This window comes from Pseudochelatococcus sp. (assembly GCF_050946405.1).
GTDB lineage: Bacteria > Pseudomonadota > Alphaproteobacteria > Rhizobiales > Beijerinckiaceae > Pseudochelatococcus.
Genome location: NZ_JBMNUS010000003.1, coordinates 304701 through 325467 on the forward strand (window position 1 = coordinate 304701; position 20767 = coordinate 325467).

Here is a 20767-nt window from a genome sequence, read left to right on the forward strand (position 1 = left end):
TTTCGTTTCCGAAGGCCTTGCCGGCGGTCAGGCGACCGTCAGTTGCCGGGCGGCCAGATAATGTTGTCCGGGTGTGTCGCCGAGCAGCGCCCGCGTGTAGCTCTCGGCGGGATTGCCGAAGATCGTCTCCGCCGCGCCCTGCTCCACGATGCGGCCGTGGCGCAGCACGATGACGTGGTCGGAAATCTGCCGCACCACGGCGAGATCGTGCGAGATGAAGAGATAGGTCAGGCCGAGATCGCGCTGGAGCCTGTCGAGCAGCGCCAGGATCTGCGCCTGCACCGAGACGTCGAGCGCCGAAACCGGCTCGTCCAGCACCACCAGCTCGGGCTCTATCGCCAGCGCCCGCGCGATGGCCACGCGCTGGCGCTGGCCGCCCGAAAGCTCCGCCGGCAACGCCGAAAGCTGCGCCGTCGACAGTCCCACCGCCTCGATAAGCTCCGCCGCCCGCTCCCGGCGGCTCTGCCGCGTGCCGATGCGGAAGGCGTGCAGGGGCTCGGCGATGATCCGTTCAAGGGTGAAGCGGGGATCGAGCGACGCATAGGGGTTCTGGTAGACGACCTGCACGCGGCGGCGGAACGCGCGGCGCTCCTGCCGGGAATGGGCGGCGACGGCGCGTCCTTCGAACAGCACCTCGCCGCCTGTCGGCGTTTCGAGCCCCAGCACCATGCGCGCCGTGGTCGATTTGCCCGATCCCGACTCGCCGACGATGCTCGTCGTGCCGAAGCGCGCGACATCGAAGGAAATGCCGCCCACGGCGGGCCGGTCGCCCGCCGTGCCGCCGCCGTCGAAGCGCTTGGCGAGGTTCGACACGCGCAGGATCACTTCCGGTTCGCCGGGCCGTTGCGGCCTCGGCGCGCGGCGGGGCGTCGCCGCGAGGGCGCCCTGCCGCCGCAACCCTGGCGCCGCGTCCAGCAATTGCCGCGTATAGGCATGCGCCGGATTGTCGAACAGGCGCTGCGCCGGCCCGGTTTCGACGATGCGGCCATGCTGCATCACGATGACCCGGTCGGCGCGGTCGAAGGCGACGCCGAGATCGTGGGTGATCAGCAGCACCGCCGTGTTGCGCTCGCGGGTGAGGCGCGCCAGATGGTCGAGCACCTGCCGCTGCACGGTCACGTCCAGCGCGCTCGTCGGTTCGTCGGCGATGACGAGCGGCGGATTGTTGGCCAGCGCGATGCCGATCAGCACCCGCTGGCGCATGCCGCCCGACAGCTCGTGCGGGAAGCCGCGCGCCACGCGCTCGACATCCGCCAGCCCGACATCGGCGAGAATCCGGGACACCCGCCCGAGCGCCTCGCGCCGCGGCACGCCATGGACGGTCAACGCCTCCACGACCTGCTCGCCGACGCGCCTGACCGGGTTGAAGGACTGGCCGGGATCCTGCGGGATGAAGCCGATGCGCACGCCGCGCACATGCCGCCAGCCGGATTCGGGCAGGCGCGTGACGTCCGTCCCGTCGAGCAGCACGCGGCCGTCATCGATACGCGCGTTGCGGGCCAGCAGCCCGACGAGCGAGGCCGCCAGCGTCGATTTGCCGGAGCCGGACTCGCCCACGATCGCCACGACCTCGCCGGGCCGGATCGTGAAGGAAACGTCCCTGAGCGCGTGAACCGGCGCATCGCGGCTCGCGATCTCATAGGACACGCCGAGCCCCTCGACGCCGACGAGCGTCGCGGCCGGATCGCCTGCCGGATGCAGCCGGGAAGGAAGCGTGTGCGTCATGCGCGCCCTCCCCGGTCCTGAAGATGGCGGGCGACGCGGTTGGCGGCGAGCACGGAAGCGACGACGACGAGGCCGGGCAACGTCGTGTACCACCACGCCACGGCGATGAAGTTGCGCCCCTCGGCGATCAGAAGCCCCCATTCGGGTTGCGGCGGCGGCGTGCCGAAGCCCAGGAAGCTCAAGGCCGCGATGTCGAGAACCGCCGCGCCGAATTCGAGCGCCGCGAGCGCCAGGATCGGCCCCAGCGCATGCGGCAGGATGTGGTGCCACACGACGCCGAGCCGGCTCACGCCGCAGGTTTCGGCCGCCTCCACGAACAGGCTGACGCGCCAGCGCAGCACCTCGCCGCGCGTCAGGCGCGCGAAGGTGGCCACCGACGACATGCCGACCGCGATGGCGATGTTGACGATGCTGAAGCCCAGAACGGTGACGATCGCCATCGACAGCAGCAGCGAGGGAATCGCCATCAGCACATCGGTGAGCCGCATCAGCACGGCGTCGACCCGTCCGCCGAGAAAGCCCGCCGTTACCCCCACCGCGCCGCCGACGACGAAGGCGATGAGCACGGCGAGCGCCGTGGCCTGAAGGGTGATGGCCGAGCCGTAGACGGTGCGCGTGAAGATGTCGCGTCCCAGATGGTCGGTGCCGAACCAGTATTCGGCCGAAGGAGGCAGCAGCGCGTCGCGCGGAATGCCCCGGATGGGATCGCGGGAGGTGAACAGCTCCGGCGCGATCGCCCATGAAAGCACGGTGGCGAGCACGAGCACGCTCAACAGCAACACCGGCTGAAAGCGGAACCGCCCGATGCGCAGGCGTCCGGCTCTCGCCGGTCCGTCGGTTTCCGCTTCCCGGCCGAGCAGCAGATCGGTCATGCCGCACCTCCGCTTTTCAGGTGGCGAATGCGCGGATCGAGAACCGGGTAAAGCAGGTCCACCAGCAGATTTACCGCCACGAACACGATCGCCGCCAGCACGACGACGCCCTGGACGACCGGAATGTCCTGCGTATGCACGGCGCCCTCTGCAAGCCGCCCGATGCCGTCGCGCGAAAACACCGTTTCGGTGACGACGGAACCGGCAAGCAGGTTGCCGGTCAGCACGCCGGTGAGGCTGAGCACGGGAATCGCCGCATTGGGCAGAACATGCACGAACAGCAGGCGCAGGCGCGTCAGCCCCCGCGAGCGGATCGCGTCGATGAACGGCTGCCGCCATACCCCTTGCAGGGAGCGCGCCAGCACCTGCGCGAGCTTCGCGCCCGTGGGAACGGACAGCGTGATCGCCGGCAGCACGAGCGATCGCCAGCCGTCGTTGCCGATGGCCGGGAATAGCGGCAGGTTGAACGAAAACGCCTGCAACAGCAGCAGGCCGATCCAGAATGTCGGCAGGGAGACCCCGACCGAGGGCAGCGAGAACAGCAGCGACTGCCAGCGGGCGCTTCGCGCGACGCTCGCCGCCAGCGCCAGCCCGACGCCGACAACGACCGACAGGATGAGCGAGATGGCGGCGAGCAGGGCCGTTTGCGGCACGGCCTCCGCCAGCAGCGCCACCACCGGCTTGCCGCTCTGGATCGAGTTGCCGAGATCGAACGCCACGGCGCGCGACAAGGCATGCGCGTATTGCATGAGGAAAGGCTGATCGAGAAAATATTCGGCGCGCAGCAGATCGATCTGCGCCTGGTCCACCATGCTCTGCTCGCCCTTGTTGAGCATGATCGTCACCGGATCGCTCGGCAGGACGTAGAGGATCAGGAAGGATACCGAGAAGGCGGCCCAAAGCACGAAAAGCGCCTGTCCCAACCGTCTGGCGATGTAGAAAGCCATATGACACCCGTCTCCTTGCCCTCTTCCGCCCGCAGGCGGACGGAAGAGGAAGCGTCGTCATGGAAGGTCAGCGCGCGATCCAGGTATCGTAGAATTGCAGGCGCGAGGACGCCTCGAAGTGAAGGCCGTGGATGTTCTTGCCCGTCGCGATCACCGTCGTCAGCTCGACGAGCGGGATCGAATGCCCCTCGCGCACCAGGATGTCGCTGGCGCGGGCAATGAGGTCGCGGCGCGTCCCTGTGTCCAGCGTGGCGCTCGATTGCGTCAGCAGGTCGTCCACCTCGCCCGGCGCGCGGGCATTCACGTTGCGGCCGGTCGCCACGAAGACGGTGCGCAACACGTCGGGGTCGGCGCGCGTCAGGTTGTAGAACTGGAACGCGAACTGCTTCGACGCCTGGATGGCGTTCACCTGGCTGATGGTGCTCCTGTCCAGTTGCAGGTCGATGCCGACGGCGCGCAATTGCTGCTGCACGAGTTCAAGGAACGGCGCATTCTGCCAGTACGTGAGCTTGAACGAGAGGGGCTTGCCGTCCCTGGCGCGAATGCCGTCCGCTCCCGGAACCCAGCCTGCCTCGTCGAGCAGCTTCTTCGCGCCCTCGGGATCGAAGACGAGATCGGCCGACTGGTCCTTGTAAAGCGGCGTGGTGCGCGCCAGCGCGCCGATCGCCGGGTTCTGGAACTTCGAGATGACGGCCCTCAGTTCCTCCCGGTTGACGGCTTTCGAGATCGCCACGCGCACCGCACGCTCGTCGGCGATGGGCCGCGCCTCGTTCGGGAACAGGTTGTAGACCACGCCCGGATTGGGGCGCGCGAGAATCGGGAACTTCTGCGCCTCCAGCAGCCGCTCGTCCTGCGGCAGCACGCCGGTGTTCACGTCGATCTGCCCCGAGACGAGGCTGCCGATGCGCACGCCCGATTCGGGAATGATGCGGATGTGGATTCCCTCCAGCCACGCCTTGCCCGCATGCGTGGCCAGCGAGGACGGCCAGTTGTAATCGTCGCGGCGCGCGAGCCTCACGTGCTGGTTGTTCACGAACTCGGTCAGCGTGAACGGCCCGGTGCCGGCAAGCTTGCCCTGGCAGCGTTCCTCCGGCGACGTGCCGAGAGTCGATGCGGCGAAGAAGCCGAGGCTCATGGTCGAGGTGGCTTGCAGAAACTGCGCGCTGGGTTGCTTGAAGCGGATGACGACGGTATCGGCCGCCGGAGTCTCGATGGACTCAAGACCGTTGAGATAGGTCGAGCCGAGCGAGGAGCGCGCGCCGAGCGCCACGATGCCCTCGAAATTCGCCTTGACGGCGGCGGCGTCGAAGGGCGTGCCGTCGCTGAACGTCACGCCGTCGCGCAGGCGGAAGGTGAATTCGCGGCTGTCCGCGCTGACCGTCCATTCCTTTGCGAGCCACGGCACGATCTCGCCGGTCTCGGGGTGCTGGTCCGTCAGCGAGTCGGTGAGCTGGCGGCCGATGTTCAGCGCCGTGTTGTTGCCGACCTGCTGCGGGTCGACGCAATTGGGATCGCCCTCGAACGCCACGCGCAGGACGCCGCCTTCCTTCGGTTCGGGAGCCTGCGCCCATGCCGCGGGCGCGGCGAGGGCGATCATCGCGACGAAGCCGCCCGCCAGCCCCGCCCGGATGGCGGCGGGAACGGCCCTGCCCTCTTTCATTCTCGTCCTCGTCGTGCCGCCGACGGCAGCGTCCGGGCCAACTCTGTCCAGCATTGAGATCCTCGATTGTCAACGCGCCGCGCGCGCACGGATGATCGACGGTCAGGCTAGAAGCCCGATCTTCGGATGTCAATAAAATCCATAGATTTAATTATTTATGTTGAAGGCGCCCCGCCGCGCCTGCTGCCGCCCGTTGCCGGCCAGGGGATTGCACCCGCGCCTTGGAAAAAGGGGCTTGACAAGAGACGGTCGCATAGAAAGTCTATTATGTCTGTCAATTAAGTTTTGTTTTGTGGCGGTGCGAGACGACAGGTCTCGATCGCGATCAGGGGAGCTGTGAATGAGTGCCGGCGCGGTTGATGTATCGACGCGGGATCATGTTGCCATCGATGCGGGAGCGCGCGGGCAGGCGCCCGCTCCCTCGCGGGAGGATATTCGCATCGCGACGGCGGAAGACGCGCCGGAATTGCTGGAGCTGTTGCACGCCGCCTATGGACCCATCCGTGAGCTGGGCATCCGCTTCACCGCCGCCACGGCCGATCTTCAGCAGGTGGAGCAGGTCGTCCGGCGGCATACGACCTTCGTGCTCCGGCGCGACGGCGCGATCGCGGGCACGGTGTCGGTGCGTTTTCCGTGGGCGGGCGGCGACACCCACATCACGAGCTATCCGTTCATTCACTGGTTCGCCGTCGCCCCGGCGCTGAAGCGGCAGTCCATCGGCGCGCGCATTCTCGACCATGCCGAAAACGCCTTCCTGCGCGACCAGATCAAGGCGCCCGCGGTTTATCTGGCGACGGCGACCCGTCATCCGTGGCTCGTCGGGCTGTATGAACGGCGCGGATACGAGGGCTTTTACAAGCACATCAGCAAGGGCGACGAAATCCTGTACCTGCGTCGGGTGCTGCATCCCGCGCTTTATGCGGCGCTCGACAGGGCCGAACACAAGCGTTTCGCGGATGCCGGGTCAACCGAGGGGCAATCGTGAGCGCGGCGCCGCGGCTTGACGGGCGATGTCCGCGCCGCCCGCGAACGCACTCCACCTATTCCTTCTCGACAGCATCATTTTCCTGAAAGGAACCAGACGACATGTCCCTGAGCATGACCCGCAAGAACTTCGTCGCGATGGCGGTCGGCGCCTCGCTCGCCCTTCTTGCCTCCGCTCCCGCGAGCGCCCGGGAGAAGACCCCCGTCAAGGGCGGATCGCTGACCTGGGGCGTGGAAACCGAGGCGGCCACGCTGAACCCGCATCTCAACGGGCAGGACAAGACCAAGCTTTACCTGCGCAACGTCTACGAGACGCTGCTGGCGCGCACGGCCGACGGCGGCTATGTGCCGTGGCTGGCGACGGACTACAAGGTTTCGGAAGACGGCAAGACCTACACTTACACGCTGCGCGAGGGCGTGAAGTTCACCGACGGCGAGAAGCTGACGGCCGATGTCGTCGTGCAGAACTTCCTCAAGCTCAAGGATCCCGCCTACTCCCGCAGCACCAGCGCCGGGCCGGTGAAATGGCTCGCGGAGGCAAAGGCGCTCGACGAACGCACCGTGCAGCTCACGCTCTCGGATATCTATGCGCCGTTCCTCGATTTCTCCGCCGGCCTGGAAATCCTCTCGCCGAAGGCCTTCGCCTCCGAGCAGCTCAAGTCCGGCGGTCCCGAAATCGCGGGCACCGGGCCTTTCATCCTCAAGCGCTACGTCAAGGGGCAGGAACTGCACTACGTGCGCAATCCCGACTATAATTCGCCGCCCGCCAATGCCGCCAATCAGGGGCCGGCCTATCTCGACGAGGTGACTTACCGCCTTCTGCCGGAATCGTCCGTGCGCACCGGCGCGCTGACTTCCGGCCAGGTCGACGTGATCGAGGGCATCTCGGGCAACGACGCCGCGCTGTTCGAGAACGACGGCGACTACACCTACCAGCATGCCCTCAACACCGGCACGCCCTATTCGCTGTTCCTGAACGTGGAATACGGGCCGACACAGGACGTGCGGGTACGCAAGGCGCTGATCGCCTCCGTCGATGTCGATGCGATCCTCAAGTCGATCTATCGCGGCCACCGCACCCGCGCCTGGGGCATCACCTCGCCCATCGACGCCCATTTCTACGACAAGAGCATCGAGGGCAGCTACGGACCCGACCCCGAACTCGCGAACAGGCTGCTCGACGAGGCGGGCTGGACGGGCCGGGACGCGCAGGGCATCCGCACGAAAGACGGCGAACGGCTGACCATCGAGATCGTGCAGGCGCAGGCCACCGTGCGCGACCAGCGCGACGTGCTGTTGCAGGCGATCCAGGCGCAGGCCAAGCAGACCGCGGGCATCGACGTGGCCATCGCCTATGTCGACGCCGGCACCTACACGGAGCGCCGCAACACCGGCAAGTTCGGTTCCATCGCCAATTCGAACACCCCGACCGACGGTGTGGATATCGAATATCACTATCTGCCGGTCAACGAGGGCGGCTCCATCAACTACAGCCGCGCGGCCGCGCCGGAACTGAAACAATGGCTGCGCGAGGCATCGAGCACGCATGACCTCAAGAAGCGGTTCGAGCTTTACGCCCGCCTGCAAAAGTTCGCCATCAACGAGCAGGCCTACGCCTTCCCGCTCTACGAGCCTGAGGATCAGGTCGCAGCGGCGTCCCATGTCAAGGGCATCTCCTTCCGCCCCTTCAAGCAACTGCCGGAAAGCGCCCACGGCGTCTGGCTGGACAAGTAATCCGCGCGGCACGGAGGCGGCGGCCGCGAGCCGTCGCCTCCGTGCCCCATCGGCGTCTGGAGCATGGCCTCATGACCATCGACAACACCATCGTTCTGCGGGGCAATCGTCCGCGTCCGCCAAGGCGTTTCCGGTTCGATCCCGATTCGGTCGCGGCGCTGGTCCTGTATCGGCTCGGCTCGGGCGTGGCGGTGCTGTGGGCAGCCATCACACTGACTTTCGTCAGCCTTCATCTCGCGCCGGGCGATATCGTCGACCTTCTGGTCGGCGACCAGATTCCGACGCCGGAGGTGATCGCCGCCATCCGGGCGGAATGGGGGCTCGACGATCCGTTGATCGTTCAGTACGCGCGTTATATCTGGCGCGTCCTTCAGGGCGATTTCGGCCGCTCCTACATGTTGCAGACGGACGTCGCCGGCCTCGTGCTCTCGCAATTGTGGCCGACGCTGAAGCTGACGGCGGCCGCGCTGGTGGTGGCGATCGTCTTCGCGGTCACGACCGCGGTGCTGACGGCCGGCCGGCCGTGGGCGAGCCGCGTCGCGGGCGGCTTCGAGCTCGTGCTCGTATCGACGCCCTCCTTCTGGCTCGGCATCGTGCTGCTGTTCGTGTTCAGCTTCACGCTCAAGCTGTTCCCGGTCGCGGGCGACCGCAATTTCGCCGCGCTGGTGCTGCCTTCGCTGTCGCTCGGGCTGTCGCTCGGCGCGGTCGTCGGGCAGGTGCTGCGGCAGGGGCTGGAGAACGCGCTGGAGGAGCCTTTCGCGCTGACCGTGCGCAGTTGGGGCGCAAGCAGCCTCGTGCTGCGCCTGCGCCATGCCTTGCGTCACGCGGCTATTCCGGCGGTGACGCTCACCGGCTGGCTGATCGGCGGCCTGCTGGGCGGCGCGGTGATCACGGAGCAGGTGTTCGGGCGCCCGGGGCTCGGCAAGGTGACGGTCGATGCGGTGCTCGGCAAGGATCTGCCGGTCGTGCTCGCCGTGGCGATCCTGTCGGCGCTGATCTACGTCGTGCTCAGCACCATCGTCGATCTGTTCTATCTCCTTCTCGATCCGCGCCTGCGGCTGCGCGGGCGTTAAAAGAGGCAGCGATGTCCTTCGTCCAATCCGATATCGCCCCCACCGGCGGGGTCGCGCGGTTCGTGCGGCGCGAGGCGGGCGTCCTGCTCGCCGGCGCTTTCCTGCTCGTCGTTTCGGCCGCCGCCATCCGGCCGGATCTGCTGACCGGCTATGATCCGATCGCCGCCAATCCGCTGGCGGCGCAGTTGCCGCCCGGCGGCGCGCACTGGTTCGGCACCGATCATCTGGGGCGCGACGTGTTCTCGCGGGTGCTCCACGGGGCGCGCTATTCGCTGTTGATCGGGGCCAGCGCCATCGGCATCGCGATGGTGGTGGGGTCGCTGCTCGGGCTGCTGTCCGGGCTGGCGCGCGGCCTCGTCGATGAGGCGATCACGCGCTTTCTGGATGTCGTGTCCGCCTTCCCGGATCTGCTGCTGGCGCTGGTGCTGATTTCCTTCACCGGCCCCGGCACCGTCAATCTCATCTTCGCGCTCGGCGTGGCCTCGGTGCCGCGCTTTGCCCGCGTGGTGCGCAGCCAGACCTTCATCATCGCGGAATCGGGCTACGTGGAGCAGGCGCGCACTTTCGGCCTGCCGCGTTTCACGCTGGTGACGCGCCATATTCTGCCGCATGCCATCGCGCAGGTGCCGATCCTGGCGACGATCGGCCTCGGCACGGCGATCATCGGATCGGCGGGGCTGAGCTTTCTCGGCATGGGGCCGCAGGCTCCGACGCCCGAATGGGGGGCGATGCTCTCCGAGGGGCGAAACTATCTGCGCAACGCCTGGTGGATCGGCGCCTGGCCCGGCGTCGCCATCACGCTCACCGTGATCGCCGTCAGCGTGATCGGGCGGCGCTGGCAACGAGCCTTCGAGGGGAGACGCGCACCGTGAGCAATCCGACCGCCGGCGGGCGTGGCGACGCGCCTTTCATCGACATCCGCAACCTCAACATTCGTTTTCCCGCCGCCGGCGACGCCGGGCATGTGGTGCGTGGCGTCGATCTCGCCATTCATCCGGGCGAATCCGTCGCCCTCGTCGGCGAGTCGGGCTCGGGCAAGTCCGTCACCGCCCGCTCGCTGATCGGTCTCGCCGGTCGCCACGCGCAGGTGAACGCGGACGTATTTCGCATCGACGGCCGCGACGTTCTGGCGCAGAACGAGGGGAACTGGCGGCGCGTTCGCGGCGCGAAGATCGGTTTCGTGTTGCAGGATGCGCTTGTGTCGCTCGATCCGCTGCGGCGCATCAGCCAGCAGTTGTCGGACGCGCTGGCGGGCAGCGTGCGGGGCGGCGGCGCCATCCGGCTGCGCAGCCTCGATCTGCTGCAATCCGTGGGCGTTCCGCAGCCCGAGCATCGCCTGCCGCAATATCCGCATCAGTTGTCCGGCGGCCTGCGCCAGCGGGCGCTGATCGCCACCGCCATCGCGCGCGAGCCCGTGCTGGTGATCGCCGACGAGCCGACGACGGCGCTCGACGTCACGGTGCAGAAGCAGATTCTCGACCTGCTGGAGCAACGGCGCGAGCAGGGAAACGCGCTCCTGCTGATCAGCCACGATCTTTCCGTCGTCGCCCGCCTCGCCGACCGTGTGCTGGTGATGCGCCATGGCGAGGTGGTGGAAGCCGGCCCGACGCGCGCGGTTCTGTCGGCGCCGTCGCATCCCTATACGCAGCAGTTGCTGGATGCGATACCCTCCGCCGCCTCGCGCGGCTTCCGGCTCGCGCCGCCAACGGCGGCGGTGACGGCCGGGCGACATCGCGTGCCCCTGCCGCCCAAGCACGTCGATCCGCGCACACCCGTGCTGGTGGCCGAACATCTCAAAAAGCGTTTCGCCGGCTCCGGCACCGGGCCGGCCGTCAATGACGTGTCCTTCCGCCTCGCGAAGGGCGAGGCGCTCGGCATCGTCGGCGAATCGGGTTCCGGCAAGACGACGGTGGCGCGCATCGTGCTGGGGCTGGTCGCGCCCGATTCCGGCCGCGTGCTTCTCGACGGGGAGCCATGGAGCGAGCTGACCGAACAGCAACGGCGGGCGAAGCGGGCCGGCATCCAGCTCATCGCGCAGGACCCGCTAAGCTCCTTCGATCCGCGCTATACCGTGGAGCGCATCATCGGCGAGAGCCTCGACACCGTGCAGGTTCACGGCGCAGCCCGCGCGGCGCGCGTGCGGGAGGTTCTGGAGGCGGTTCGTCTTGGCGATGCGTTCCTGAGCCGCCATCCGCGGGAATTGTCGGGCGGCCAGCGCCAACGCGTCGCCATCGCCCGCGCCTTCGCGCCGCGTCCGAAGCTGCTCGTGGCGGACGAGCCGGTGAGCGCGCTCGACGTTTCCATCCAGGCGCAGATTCTCGACCTGCTGGCCGAGTTGCAGGCGGAATCGGGCACATCGCTGCTCTTCATCTCGCACGATCTGGGTGTCGTGCATCATCTCACCGACAAGGTGATCGTGATGCGGGGCGGCCATGTCGTCGAAGAGGGCGAGGTGACAGAGGTCTTCGCCCGGCCGAGCCACAGCTACACGCGCGAACTGCTCGACGCCATCCCGCATCTCAACTGAACCCGTCGGCGCAACGTGCCCCGCCCCGGAAGGCGGGGATACACATCTCCGGAGCCGTTTGTCCGGAGCCGTTTGCGGTCAAATCGATGGATCGACGTGACTGCAAACGGTTCTATGCGTTCGCGGCTTCGGCGGGCGCGGGGCGCCAGCCCAGTTCGGGCGCGATCCGCGTCACGAAGTCGTGCAGGATCTGGCCGTATTCGTCCTGCGTGAACTCATAGGGCAGTTCCAGCCGCAGTTCCGCGGTCCGCGCCAGAACCGGGTCGCTGTGGAGCCGTGCGAGGATTTCCCCCGACGTGCCGACGAGATCGGGATGGAACAGCGTGCGGCGCGGCCCGTGAGGCGCCAGCGTCCGCTCATGGCGGCTCGCGGCGTAATCCGCATATTTCCGCCGCCGGGCCGCGTCGGCGCTGTCGGTCGGCACGATCACGCGGCCGACGGCCACCCGCCGCGCTGCGCTGCCGGCGCCCTCTCGCCCTGCCTGAAAGGCGTCGAGCTGCGCCAGTTGCGCGTCGAAGAAGACGTCGGTCGTTTCGCCTTTCGTGAGATTGCCGATCATCAGATTGAGACCGTTCTCGCCGGCCCAGCGGGCGGAGGCGAGCGAGCCACCGCCGTACCACACGCGATCGATCAGCCCGTCGGCATGGGGATGCAGGCGCGGGCGCTGGCGGCTGCGATGCGCATCTCCCTGCGCCGCGATCACGGCGTCCTCCGGGCCGATGTAATGGCCGCGCAGATTGTCCACGAAGCGCAGCACGCGGTTGTGCGAGAGATCGTAGCCGGACCAGTCGCCGTCGAACACCAGCGGCCCGAGCAGGTCGGCATGCGGCGGCGTGCCCGCGCTGACCCCGACATTGAGCCGCCCGCGCGACAGCACGTCGACGGTGGAAAGATCTTCCGCCAGCCGGAACGGGCTTTCATAGCCGAGCGGGATGACGGCGGTGCCGAGCGCGATGCGCCGCGTGCGCTGGCTGGCGGCGGCGAGAAACGCGCTGGCGGAGGAAACGCCATGCTCCAGATGCCGCTGCCGCACCCACGCGCTGTCATACCCGAGCCTTTCGCCCAGTTCGAAGAGCTGGAGCGTCTTTTCCAGCCCGTCGAACGGATCGTCGTCGGGATAGCTGCCGGGCAGGAGAAAGCCGATGTGGCGGATGGCGATGCGTGTGCTCACGATGGATGTTCCTCGGGGATGCGAAACGGCGCACCGCGCCCCAGGGATCGGGGGCGGCGGGTCCGTTCCCTGTCGAAAGCGGAAGCCGGCGTCATCGGCGCGGCGTCTTTCCGTTTCGGGCCGGGGCGTGGCGCACGAATCCGATCAGAATCCGCTTGTGATAATTAGATAATATCTATAGATTTTATCTTCAATCAAGCGCGTTCTTCGGGCGCATGCGCGGCGCTTCGGGCCGGTTCGTCTGCGGCCTGGCGGTTTTCCCAGCCTCCGGCGATGCGCGGCAGGTTGATCTCGATCCAGTCCGCCAGTTCGCGGACCCTTTCCGCCGCCTCCTCGCCCAGCGGCGTGAGCGTGTATTCCACATGCGGCGGCACGATCTTGTAGGCCTTGCGCACCACCATGCCGTCGTTCTCCAGCCATTGCAGCGTCTGCGACAGCATGCGCTCGCTGACGCCGCCGATCCTGCGGCGCAAGTCGCTGAAGCGCAGCGTGCCGGCGCGGAGCGCGAGCAGCACCAATACGCCCCAGCGGCTGGTGAGATGCTTCAGCACCTCCCGCGAAGGACAGGCCGCGGCCATGAGATTGCCGCGTTCCAGTTTCTCGGACAGCGACAGCGGCCGTTGCGAGGCGGCGGGCGGATCATCGGCGGCGGGCGGCATTCAAACTAACCTTTATGTGCGTACTTACGAAAAGTCATTAACGGCGATATATCACATCGGCCAACCCATACGACAAGGAGTTCGTTCATGACCATCGCCATTACCGGAGCTACCGGCCAGCTCGGCCGCCTCGTCATCGCGCAACTGAAGCGGAAGGTTGCGCCGTCCGGCATCGTCGCGCTGGCGCGCGATCCCGCGAAGGCGGCGGATCTCGGCGTCGAGGTGCGCGAGGCGGATTACGGCCGGCCGGAAACGCTTGAGAAGGCTCTTGCGGGCATCGACAAACTGCTGCTGATCTCCTCGAACGACATCGGCAAGCGCGCCGCGCAGCACGTCAACGTCATCGACGCGGCGAAGAAGGCGGGCGTCAGGGAGATTGTCTACACCAGCCTGCTGCATGCAGACACCTCGCCCCTCACCTTGCTCGCGCAGGAGCATGTCGCGACGGAAGCCGCGCTGAAGGCGTCGGGCGTTCCTTACGTGATTCTGCGCAACGGATGGTACACCGAGAATTACACCGGCTCCGTCGCCGCTGCGGTGCAGGCCGGGGCGCTGGTCGGCAGCGCGGGCGAAGGCCGGATCTCGTCGGCGACGCGCGCCGACTATGCGGAAGCGGCTGCCGCCGTCCTCGCCGATGAGGGGCATGCCGGCAAGACCTATGAGCTTGCGGGTGACGATGCCTACACGCTGACCGATCTCGCGGCCGAGGTGTCGAAGCAGACGGGCAAGGCCATTCCCTATAACAATCTCCCGCAGGCCGATTATGCCGCCGTGCTCAAGGGTGCGGGCCTGCCCGAGGCTTTCGCGGAGGCGGTTGCGGCCTTCGACGTCGGCGCTGCGCAGGGCGGGCTGTTCCACGACGGCCGCGACCTCTCGCATCTGATCGGCCGCCCGACCACGCCGCTCGCGGATGCCGTCGCCGCGGCTCTCAAAGCGTAACGACGGCAAGCGCGTTGCAAGGCCGGTTCCTGCTGTTCCGTCGCGCCTTCCGCTCGACGGAGCGGCGTTTATTCCGGTCGGCTGTGGCCGGTCTCGCGCAGGAAGCCGTCGATCAACGCCGCCATCGCGCCGGGTTGCTCGATGAAGGGAATATGCCCCGCCCCGGCGATCTCGACATAGCGCGCGCCCGGAATGGCTTCCGCGGTCTGCCGCACGAGCGCGGGCGGGCTGGAAAGGTCCTCATCGCCGACCACCACAAGCGTCGGCGCCGCGATCCCGCCGGTCAGCGGGCGCAGGTCCGTGTCGCGCAGCGTGGCGCAGGTGCCCGCGTAGCCGGCGGCCGGGGTGCGCGTCAGCATGTTCTTCCAGCCGGCGACGGCGTCGGGCTTTTCCCGGCGATAGGATTCCGGGAACCAGCGCAGGATCACCGTGTCGGCGAGCGCCGCCATTCCGCCGGTGCGCACGGCGGCGATGCGTCCGTTCCACATATCCGCATCGCCGAATTTCGCCGCCGTGTCGCAGAGCACCAGCGCGGCGAGCCTGTCGGCATGGCGCAGCGCGAAGCCCTGTGCGATCAGGCCGCCGACGGACACGCCCGCCAGCGCCAGCCGGTCGATGCCGAGATGGTTCGCAAGCCCCGCAAGGTCCGCCACATGGTCATCGAGCGTGTAATCGCCTTTCGGCGCGTCGCTCAATCCATGCCCGCGCTTGTCGTAGGACACGATGCGATAGCGCGGGGCGAGCAAATCGGCCAACTCGTCCCAGATGCGCCCATCCGTGCCCAGCGAGTTGACCAGAACGAGCGCCGGCGCGGCACTGTCGCCCCGCACGCGATAATGAAGCACGATGTCGTTGATCCGTGCGAATGCCATACGTCATCTCCCCGATGAAACGATCGGGAAGCAGTTGGCCATAAAATGCCGCGAATGGCCATGGCATGCGCGCCGCCGTCTCCCGCATCGCCCTCTTGCCTGACGATTCTTGCTAGAAATTCTATTAAATTTATATAGAATATATTTTGATTCGTCGGGCACCCGCGATGCTTCCGGGGTGCCCCGCGCCCGTCTCCGCTGCCTTGAGCATGATGCGCATGCGCCGTGCGGCTTGCCCGTGCGCCGCCCGATATTCAGAGGATTGAGATGCATTTGAATCGTCGTACTTTCACCGGCTTGCTGGGGGGCGCCCTCATCGCCGCCGCGGGTTTCGCATCCGGCCTCGGGCTTGCCGCAGCGGGCGCGCAGGAAACGAAGCGGCAGTCCGGGGGCGAGATCACCTTTCTGATCGCGAGTCTCGACAGCGGCTGGAGCCTGAACGAGAAGGTCGACATCTACACCGGCCAGGTGTGGGGTCAGATCGCTGACAAGCTGGTGCATGTCGACGAGAAGGGCGAGCCCACTCCGTGGATCGCGGAACGCTGGGAAGTGCAGGACAACTACTCCCGTTTCATCCTGCATCTGAAGAAGAACGTCACCTTCTCGGACGGGACGCCGGTCGACGCGGCCGCCGTCGCCGCCAATATCGAGATCTGGGCGAAGGGCGACGCCGCGCGGGGCGTGGGCCGTCTCGGGCTGTTCCCGTCCGCCACCTACAAGGGCACGGAGGTGATCGACGCCCACACGGTGCGCGTCGACTTTTCCGCGCCCACCCTGAGCTTCCTGCCTACGCTCGGCTATCACAAGACGTTGCTGCGCGCGCCCGCGAGCCTCAATCTGAAGGCGGAGGAGCTGGGCGATCTCAAGAAGCAGATCGGCAGCGGGCCTTTCGTCGTGGAGTCCTGGCGCGAGGGCGACAACGTGGTGCTGCGCAAGCGGCCGGACTACGACTGGGGCCCGGCCGCGATCGACCATTCCGGCCCGGCGAGCCTTGACAGGATCACGTTCAAGGTCGTCAAGGAGGCCGCGCTGCGCGGCTCCGCGCTCGAGGCCGGTCAGGCCGATATCGTGCTCAACATCCCGCCTCATGAGCTGGGAGGGCTTCGCGGCAAAGGTTTCAAGGTCATTGCGCCCGACAGCCTCGGCTTCGTCAGCGGCTTCCGCGTGAACGTCAAGGCGCCGAACTTCTCGGAGGCGGCCGTTCGTCAGGCGATCCAGCACGGCATCAACCGGCGGGAGATCCTCGATACGGTCTTTACCGACGACTGGAAGCCGGCCAGGAGCTTCATCGAGGCGAACGTGCCGGAGGTCGCCGATCTCAGCGATCTGCTGACCCACGACCCGGAAAAATCCAGGAAGCTGCTCGATGAGGCGGGCTGGAAGCCCGGCGACGACGGGGTGCGCGTCAAGGACGGCAAGAAGCTGCGCTTCAATCTTTACGCAAGCCCGTGGGTCAGCACCTCCAAGCAGGTCGGCGAGCTGGTCGTTCAGCAGCTTCGCGAGATCGGTGTCGGGGTGACGCTCAACGTCGTGGATATCGCCACCTTCAACGCGCGGGTGAGGAACAACGACACGGTTCCGCTTTTCGAGGTGAGCCGCAGCTTCCTCGACGCCGGTGTGGCCGGGCGCGTGCTGACCGATCTGCACGGCGGCGACAACTGGTTCAACTACGACCAGTCCAACGAAACGCTGAACGGGTTCGCCAAGGCCATCGACGACGCCGTCGACTACGAGTCGCGCGCCAAAATCCTCAAGGATGTTCAGCAATATGTGATCGGACAGGGCCTGTTCATCCCGACCACGCAGCTCATCCAGCGCCTTTTCGTGCAGTCGCCCAAGGTGAAGGGCGACGTCTACAGCGGCGCGGCGTATCCGCTGTATTATGGCGCGTGGCTCGATCGCTGATCGCCATCCCGTTTGCCGCCGGGCGGACAGATATCCGTCCGGCGCATGGAGACCTGCAAGGCGCGATGTGTGATGGATACCTCGAATTATCTTGATTATGCCCTACGGCGGTTCGTCCAGGCGATCGTGGTCATCGCACTGGCCTATACGTCGACTTTCCTGATCATCAACGTCCTGCCGGGCGATCCGATCACCAACATGCTGCTGGACCCAGAGAACGGCTTCTCCCCGGAAGACATCGCGCCGATCATCGCCTATTACGGGCTCGACAAGCCGGTTCCCGAACAATTGTGGATAGCGCTGTCGCGTTTCGTGGTCGGCGATCTCGGCGTGTCCCTGCGCTCGAACCTGCCGGTGTCGGGCCTCATTCTGGGCGCGCTGCCGTCCACGCTCATCCTGGCCGCGAGCGCGCTGGCGGTGGCGCTGGTTCTGGCCTTCCTCATCGCGTTCGCCTCCCAGAATCTTCCGCCGAAATACGGTCAGGGCCTGTTGCGCCTTCTGCCCGCGGCCTCGCTTTCGGTGCCGAGCTTCATCATCGGCATCTTTCTCATTCAGGTCTTCGCGTTCCAGTTCGGCCTGTTCCGCATCACCAACCCGGACAGTTTCACCGCCACCGCCTTTGCTGCCATCGCGCTCGGCGTGCCTGTGTCCGCCCAGATCGCGGAAGTGCTCATCGCCAATCTCGACCATGAGGCGCGGCAGGAGTATTTTTCGGTGGCCCGCTCGCGCGGCCTCAGCCGGTTCCAGCTTTTCACCCGCCACCAGTTCCGCCCTTCCTCGCTGCCCGTGGTGACGATGGTGGCGCTCGCGGTGGGCGAACTGCTGGGCGGCTCGCTGATCACGGAGTCGATTTTCGGCCGCTCCGGCGTCGGGTCGCTGGTGCAGGGTGCGGTGTCCGCGCAGGACTATCCCGTCATTCAGGCGGTGGTTTCGCTGGCGGCGGCGGTGTTCGTCATCGTGAACCTGATCGCCGATCTCGTCTATCCGCTGCTCGATCCGCGCCTGCGGCCGCGCGCGGGCAAGCGCGGCTCCCTCGCTGACGATTCCCTTGCCGACGATTCCCTTGCCGATGCGGAGGCTGTCGCCGAATGACCTTTCATCTCACCGCTCCCGGCGTATTTCGCCATGCGCGAACCCTCGCCGCGGGCGTGCCGTTTGCCGTCATCCTGTCCTTCGCCGTGGTGGGCGTGGTCATCGCGTGGTCGGTGGCGCCCGGACTTTTCACCAGCCACGATCCCTATATCGGCGACACCTCCCGCAAGCTGCTGCCGCCCGGCCTCGAATACTGGTTCGGCACGGATCATCTGGGCCGCGACGTGTTCACGCGCGTCGTTTACGGATCATGGTCGTCCGTGTTGAGCGCGGCGATCGCGGTTTTCATCGGGCTCGTCGCCGGCGGGTTTCTGGGCCTGCTGAGCGGCTTCGTCGCCGGATGGACGGATGTCGTCGTCGCCCGGCTGATCGACGTGTTGCTCGCCATCCCGAACTTCCTGCTGGCGGTGGTCATCGTCAGTTCCTTCGGCTTCCAGACCATCAACGTCGCCATCGCGACCGGCGTGTCGTCGGTGGCGATCTTCGCCCGGCTGATGCGGTCCGAAACGCTGAAGACCAGCACCTCGGTCTTCGTGGAGGCATCCGGCCTGCTGGGGGGCTCGCGCTGGCATATCCTGCTCCGCCACGTGCTTCCCAATGCCTATCGCTCGATTCTGGCGCTGGCGGTGCTGCAATTCGGCGCCTCCATCCTCGTGATCGCCGGCCTCGCGTTTCTCGGTTACGGCGATCCGCCTCCCGCCGCCGACTGGGGCGTACTCGTCTCCTACGGCAAGGACTATCCCAGCTCGCCGTGGCTCGTCTTCGCGCCCGCGCTCGTGATCGTGGGCACCGTGCTTGCCATCAACCGTATCAGCCGCTGGCTGCGCCGTTCGAGCTGAACCAGCCGGATTACCCATCGCCGGATTACCCATCGCCATGTCGCACAAGCCCGGATCGCAAGACTTGCTGAATACTCAAGACCCGCCGAATGTTCGAGATTCGGCGAACGCACAGGAGCTGCTGAGCGTCAGGGGGCTGTCGGTTTCCTACGGCGGCGATGCCGTGGTCCGGGATGCGAGCTTCGTGCTGAAGAAGGGCCGTGCGCTCGCCCTCATCGGGGAATCGGGATCGGGCAAATCGACTATCGCGAAAGCCGTGCTCGGCCTGCTGCCCGATACGGCCCGCGTTTCGGGCGCCATTGACTTCCGCGGCCGCGATCTGCTTGCCCTGAACAGCCGCGCGTTCCGGCCCCTGCGCGGGCGGTCGATCGGCTTCGTGCCGCAGGATCCGCAGAACGCGCTCAATCCCGTGCGCACCATCGGCGCCCATGCGCGCGAGGCCGCGCGCCTGCTCGATCTGCGCGACCGCGACGCCGAGCGCGCGGCGATCTTCGAGACTTTCGATCGCGTCGGCCTTACCGATCACGAGCGGGTCTATCGCTCCTATCCCCACCAGCTTTCAGGCGGGATGCTGCAACGGGTGCTGATCGGCCTCGCCGTTCTGCCCAAGCCTGACCTGATCGTGGCGGACGAGCCGACATCGGCGCTCGATGTGACGATCCAGAAACGCATTCTGGATCTGCTCTCGGGGTTGCGCGCCTCGCTCGATCTCAGCCTGCTGCTGATCACCCACGATCTCGCCATCGCCGCCGAGCGCGCCGAGGATGTCGTGGTGCTCAGGAGCGGAACGGTTCAGGAAACCGGCTTGTCCGAGCGCGTCTTTCTCGCGCCCGCTTCCGATTACGCACGCCGGCTGCAAGCCGATGTCCCGTCCCTCAACCCGTTCCGCTTCCGCAACCCGGAGCGGCGGACCGTTCTCGGGCACGGCGCGGGCGACGTCCAGATCCGCGTGCAGGGCGTTTCCAAAACCTTCGCGGCCGACGGCAGGCAGGTTCGCGCGGTCGACGACGTATCCTTTTCCGTCGAGCGCGGACGCACGCATGCGCTGGTGGGCGAATCCGGCTCCGGCAAGACCACGCTCGCGCGTTTGCTGCTCGGCCTCGATACGCCGGACGGCGGCGCGATCACGGTGGGCGGGCAGAGCGTGCACGGGCGCTCGCCCGCGGCGCTGCGCGATTTGCGCCGCGATCTGCAACTCGTCTATCAGAATCCGTTCACCTCGCTCGATCCCACATGGCGGGTCAGGAACATCGTGCGCGAGCCGCTGGATCAGTACGGAATCGGCACCCGGCACGATCGCGACGGGCGGGTGCACGAGGCGATACGCTCGGTCGGGCTGGGTGAGGAACTGCTGGACAGGCGCCCCGCGGCCCTTTCCGGCGGGCAGCGCCAGCGCGTGGCGATCGCGCGCGCCCTCGTGCTGCGGCCGAAGGTGCTCGTTCTCGACGAGCCGACCTCGGCGCTCGACGTGACGGTTCAGGCCGGCATCGTGGAGGCGCTGTTCGCGCTTCAGGAGCGCTTCGGCCTGACCTATCTGTTCGTTTCCCACGATCTTTCGCTGGTGCGGCAGGTCGCGGACACCGTTTCCGTGCTCCGGCACGGCCGCCTGATCGAGCAGGGGCCTGTCGACCGGATATTCGACAATCCCGCGCAGCCCTACACCCGCGTTCTGCTGGCGTCGATCCCCTCGCCCGGCGCGACGCGCGGCGCATTCGCGCGGCCTCCGCGGCAGGAGCCCCTGCCGCTTGCCAAGATCGTATGACATCAA

General features: G+C 67.0%; 17 protein-coding genes. 10 read left to right on the forward strand and 7 right to left on the reverse strand.

Annotated features, from left to right (window positions below; all coding sequences use genetic code 11):
* Nucleotides 1-27 precede the first annotated feature (27 nt).
* From ACOYJQ_RS07740 to ACOYJQ_RS07755, 4 genes are all read right to left on the reverse strand, one after another.
* Complete coding sequence (locus tag ACOYJQ_RS07740) at nucleotides 28-1725, reverse strand: dipeptide ABC transporter ATP-binding protein (protein WP_433457462.1); 1698 nt, start codon at nucleotides 1723-1725, stop codon at nucleotides 28-30.
* The gene (locus tag ACOYJQ_RS07745; RefSeq protein WP_433457463.1) at nucleotides 1722-2597 is read right to left on the reverse strand and encodes an ABC transporter permease; all 876 of its coding nucleotides are present in this window, start codon (nucleotides 2595-2597) and stop codon (nucleotides 1722-1724) included. Before ACOYJQ_RS07745 ends, ACOYJQ_RS07740 begins: the two co-directional genes overlap by 4 nt.
* On the reverse strand, nucleotides 2594-3544 hold the full coding sequence (locus ACOYJQ_RS07750; RefSeq protein WP_433457464.1) for an ABC transporter permease: 951 nt from the start codon (nucleotides 3542-3544) through the stop codon (nucleotides 2594-2596). Before ACOYJQ_RS07750 ends, ACOYJQ_RS07745 begins: the two co-directional genes overlap by 4 nt.
* A 67-nt stretch (nucleotides 3545-3611) precedes the next feature.
* Nucleotides 3612-5204, reverse strand: coding sequence for an ABC transporter substrate-binding protein (locus tag ACOYJQ_RS07755; RefSeq protein WP_433457465.1), 1593 nt, complete (start codon nucleotides 5202-5204; stop codon nucleotides 3612-3614).
* A 340-nt stretch (nucleotides 5205-5544) separates the two neighbouring features.
* On the opposite strand from ACOYJQ_RS07755, the gene ACOYJQ_RS07760 reads away from it, so the two are divergent.
* The 5 genes from ACOYJQ_RS07760 to ACOYJQ_RS07780 all read left to right on the forward strand — a co-directional run bounded on the left by ACOYJQ_RS07760 (nucleotide 5545) and on the right by ACOYJQ_RS07780 (nucleotide 11522).
* Nucleotides 5545-6189 carry a GNAT family N-acetyltransferase gene (locus ACOYJQ_RS07760; RefSeq protein WP_433457466.1) on the forward strand — a complete coding sequence of 215 codons (645 nt, stop codon included), beginning with the start codon at nucleotides 5545-5547 and terminating at the stop codon, nucleotides 6187-6189.
* Nucleotides 6190-6290: 101 nt separating this feature from the next.
* Nucleotides 6291-7922 (forward strand): ABC transporter substrate-binding protein, encoded by a 1632-nt coding sequence (locus ACOYJQ_RS07765; protein ID WP_433457467.1) that lies wholly within the window; start codon nucleotides 6291-6293, stop codon nucleotides 7920-7922.
* 71 nt (nucleotides 7923-7993) lie between these two features.
* Complete coding sequence (locus ACOYJQ_RS07770; RefSeq protein WP_433457468.1) at nucleotides 7994-8995, forward strand: ABC transporter permease; 1002 nt, start codon at nucleotides 7994-7996, stop codon at nucleotides 8993-8995.
* 11 nt (nucleotides 8996-9006) lie between these two features.
* Nucleotides 9007-9867, forward strand: coding sequence for an ABC transporter permease (locus ACOYJQ_RS07775; RefSeq protein WP_433457469.1), 861 nt, complete (start codon nucleotides 9007-9009; stop codon nucleotides 9865-9867).
* Complete coding sequence (locus ACOYJQ_RS07780) at nucleotides 9864-11522, forward strand: dipeptide ABC transporter ATP-binding protein (RefSeq protein ID WP_433457470.1); 1659 nt, start codon at nucleotides 9864-9866, stop codon at nucleotides 11520-11522. The genes ACOYJQ_RS07775 and ACOYJQ_RS07780 overlap by 4 nt, the downstream gene beginning before the upstream one ends.
* 112 nt (nucleotides 11523-11634) lie before the next feature.
* On the opposite strand, the gene ACOYJQ_RS07785 is transcribed toward ACOYJQ_RS07780, so the two are convergent.
* Both ACOYJQ_RS07785 and ACOYJQ_RS07790 read right to left on the reverse strand, forming a co-directional pair.
* Nucleotides 11635-12693: an LLM class flavin-dependent oxidoreductase gene (locus tag ACOYJQ_RS07785; protein WP_433457471.1), complete on the reverse strand. Its 1059-nt coding sequence runs from the start codon at nucleotides 12691-12693 to the stop codon at nucleotides 11635-11637.
* Between the two features lie 194 nt (nucleotides 12694-12887).
* On the reverse strand, nucleotides 12888-13352 hold the full coding sequence (locus tag ACOYJQ_RS07790; RefSeq protein WP_433457472.1) for a winged helix-turn-helix transcriptional regulator: 465 nt from the start codon (nucleotides 13350-13352) through the stop codon (nucleotides 12888-12890).
* Nucleotides 13353-13439: 87 nt separating this feature from the next.
* Here ACOYJQ_RS07790 and ACOYJQ_RS07795 point away from each other — a divergent pair, with 87 nt between their 5' ends.
* On the forward strand, nucleotides 13440-14291 hold the full coding sequence (locus ACOYJQ_RS07795; RefSeq protein WP_433457473.1) for an SDR family oxidoreductase: 852 nt from the start codon (nucleotides 13440-13442) through the stop codon (nucleotides 14289-14291).
* A gap of 68 nt (nucleotides 14292-14359) precedes the next feature.
* Here the strand turns inward: ACOYJQ_RS07795 and pcaD are convergent, their stop codons facing one another.
* Nucleotides 14360-15163 carry a 3-oxoadipate enol-lactonase gene (pcaD, locus tag ACOYJQ_RS07800; RefSeq protein WP_433457474.1) on the reverse strand — a complete coding sequence of 268 codons (804 nt, stop codon included), beginning with the start codon at nucleotides 15161-15163 and terminating at the stop codon, nucleotides 14360-14362.
* A 267-nt stretch (nucleotides 15164-15430) separates the two neighbouring features.
* Between pcaD and ACOYJQ_RS07805 the strand changes: the two genes are divergently transcribed.
* From ACOYJQ_RS07805 to ACOYJQ_RS07820, 4 genes are all read left to right on the forward strand, one after another.
* A complete protein-coding gene (locus ACOYJQ_RS07805) occupies nucleotides 15431-17068 on the forward strand; it encodes an ABC transporter substrate-binding protein (RefSeq protein WP_433457475.1) in 1638 nt (545 codons plus the stop codon).
* Nucleotides 17069-17140: 72 nt separating this feature from the next.
* Nucleotides 17141-18160 carry an ABC transporter permease gene (locus tag ACOYJQ_RS07810; RefSeq protein WP_433457476.1) on the forward strand — a complete coding sequence of 340 codons (1020 nt, stop codon included), beginning with the start codon at nucleotides 17141-17143 and terminating at the stop codon, nucleotides 18158-18160.
* A complete protein-coding gene (locus ACOYJQ_RS07815; protein ID WP_433457477.1) occupies nucleotides 18157-18999 on the forward strand; it encodes an ABC transporter permease in 843 nt (280 codons plus the stop codon). Before ACOYJQ_RS07810 ends, ACOYJQ_RS07815 begins: the two co-directional genes overlap by 4 nt.
* A gap of 37 nt (nucleotides 19000-19036) precedes the next feature.
* Nucleotides 19037-20761: an ABC transporter ATP-binding protein gene (locus tag ACOYJQ_RS07820; RefSeq protein ID WP_433457478.1), complete on the forward strand. Its 1725-nt coding sequence runs from the start codon at nucleotides 19037-19039 to the stop codon at nucleotides 20759-20761.
* Nucleotides 20762-20767 lie beyond the last annotated feature (6 nt).

Bases quoted from the DNA above. Each gene is read 5' to 3' on its own strand.
- ACOYJQ_RS07760 (WP_433457466.1), top strand. From the start codon at position 5,545: ATGAGTGCCGGCGCGGTTGATGTATCGACGCGGGATCATGTTGCCATC.
- pcaD (WP_433457474.1), bottom strand. From the start codon at position 15,163: ATGGCATTCGCACGGATCAACGACATCGTGCTTCATTATCGCGTGCGG.
- ACOYJQ_RS07750 (WP_433457464.1), bottom strand. From the start codon at position 3,544: ATGGCTTTCTACATCGCCAGACGGTTGGGACAGGCGCTTTTCGTGCTT.
- ACOYJQ_RS07820 (WP_433457478.1), top strand. From the start codon at position 19,037: ATGTCGCACAAGCCCGGATCGCAAGACTTGCTGAATACTCAAGACCCG.
- ACOYJQ_RS07755 (WP_433457465.1), bottom strand. From the start codon at position 5,204: ATGAAAGAGGGCAGGGCCGTTCCCGCCGCCATCCGGGCGGGGCTGGCG.
- ACOYJQ_RS07810 (WP_433457476.1), top strand. From the start codon at position 17,141: ATGGATACCTCGAATTATCTTGATTATGCCCTACGGCGGTTCGTCCAG.
- ACOYJQ_RS07740 (WP_433457462.1), bottom strand. From the start codon at position 1,725: ATGACGCACACGCTTCCTTCCCGGCTGCATCCGGCAGGCGATCCGGCC.
- ACOYJQ_RS07805 (WP_433457475.1), top strand. From the start codon at position 15,431: ATGCATTTGAATCGTCGTACTTTCACCGGCTTGCTGGGGGGCGCCCTC.
- ACOYJQ_RS07745 (WP_433457463.1), bottom strand. From the start codon at position 2,597: ATGACCGATCTGCTGCTCGGCCGGGAAGCGGAAACCGACGGACCGGCG.
- ACOYJQ_RS07790 (WP_433457472.1), bottom strand. From the start codon at position 13,352: ATGCCGCCCGCCGCCGATGATCCGCCCGCCGCCTCGCAACGGCCGCTG.
- ACOYJQ_RS07765 (WP_433457467.1), top strand. From the start codon at position 6,291: ATGTCCCTGAGCATGACCCGCAAGAACTTCGTCGCGATGGCGGTCGGC.
- ACOYJQ_RS07815 (WP_433457477.1), top strand. From the start codon at position 18,157: ATGACCTTTCATCTCACCGCTCCCGGCGTATTTCGCCATGCGCGAACC.
- ACOYJQ_RS07775 (WP_433457469.1), top strand. From the start codon at position 9,007: ATGTCCTTCGTCCAATCCGATATCGCCCCCACCGGCGGGGTCGCGCGG.
- ACOYJQ_RS07795 (WP_433457473.1), top strand. From the start codon at position 13,440: ATGACCATCGCCATTACCGGAGCTACCGGCCAGCTCGGCCGCCTCGTC.
- ACOYJQ_RS07770 (WP_433457468.1), top strand. From the start codon at position 7,994: ATGACCATCGACAACACCATCGTTCTGCGGGGCAATCGTCCGCGTCCG.